The organism is Streptomyces hokutonensis (assembly GCF_042751305.1).
Classification (GTDB): Bacteria; Actinomycetota; Actinomycetes; order Streptomycetales; family Streptomycetaceae; genus Streptomyces; species Streptomyces hokutonensis_A.
The window spans coordinates 21,546-22,606 of record NZ_JBHYWD010000015.1 but is presented as its reverse complement, the minus strand read 5'-3'; the positions used below and the strand labels follow the sequence as shown (position 1 = coordinate 22,606).

1 protein-coding gene and 1 tRNA gene are annotated in these 1,061 nt (G+C 63.7%); one reads left to right on the top strand and one right to left on the bottom strand.

The window, feature by feature from the left end:
* Positions 1-156 precede the first annotated feature (156 nt).
* Positions 157-645 (bottom strand): YajQ family cyclic di-GMP-binding protein, encoded by a 489-nt coding sequence (locus ACFXC1_RS33045; RefSeq protein ID WP_019072335.1) that lies wholly within the window; start codon positions 643-645, stop codon positions 157-159.
* Between the two features lie 234 nt (positions 646-879).
* Here ACFXC1_RS33045 and ACFXC1_RS33040 point away from each other — a divergent pair.
* Positions 880-961, top strand: a tRNA-Tyr gene (locus tag ACFXC1_RS33040).
* The last annotated feature ends 100 nt before the right edge of the window (positions 962-1,061 follow it).

Sequence of the window (1,061 nt, the reverse complement as noted above, 5' to 3'; positions counted from 1 at the left end):
GCTCCACACCCTAATTATCTTGCAAAAACCCAAAAAGAACACGCCGAGGCGTCGCGCACGACCACGCCCCCGCCCCCCGGGGGGGGGGGGCCCCCCCCCCCCCCCACCCTTCCTCCTACCGCGTATCGCTGCGCGTCGGGCGCGCGAGGCTTGGTCCTACCGGTAGTTGACGAACTGCAGCGCGAAGTCGAAGTCCTTGCCCTTGAGCAAGGCCTGCACGGCCTGCAGATCGTCGCGGCTCTTCGAGCTGACCCGCAGCTCGTCGCCCTGCACCTGGGCCTTCACGCCCTTGGGGCCCTCGTCGCGAATGATCTTCGCCACCTTCTTCGCGTTGTCCTGGGAGATGCCCTCCTCGATGGACGCGAAGATCTTGTACTCCTTGCCGGAGAGCTGAGGCTCACCGGCGTCCAGCGCCTTCAGCGAGATGCCGCGCTTGACCAGCTTGGACTGGAAGACGTCGAGCACCGCCTTGACCCGCTCCTCGGAGTTCGCCTCCATGAGGATCTTCTCGGCGGACCACGAGATCGAGGCACCCACGCCCTTGAAGTCGTAGCGCTGCGAGATCTCCTTGGCGGCCTGGTTGAGGGCGTTGTCGACCTCCTGCCGCTCGACCTTCGAGACGATGTCGAAACTGGAGTCGGCCATGTCCTGTGGCTCCTTGTATCGGGGTGCGTATCGATGCGTGTCACTGCGTATCGGCGTGCGTGGGGACGGCCGCCGAGCCCGGTGTAGGCGCCGGGCCGCATCCGTATAAGCCTAGCCATCCCCTCCCCGTCGAGTGCCGATCTATCGGGTGGCGAAGCACCCCTGGGCATCGGGTATCGTTTACGTCGTTGCCACAGAGCACCGCTGAAAAGCGGTTCGAGGGGCAGCATCCCCGGCGGTGTGCCCGAGTGGCCAAAGGGAGCAGACTGTAAATCTGCCGGCTCAGCCTACCCAGGTTCGAACCCTGGCGCCGCCACAGGAAAAACAAAAGGGGGCGGGGGTGAGGTTTTTAGTAGGTCTGAGGTGGTGTGTTTTTGTTGTGTGGGTGGGTTAGAATTGGATCAGTAGTTGTGAGG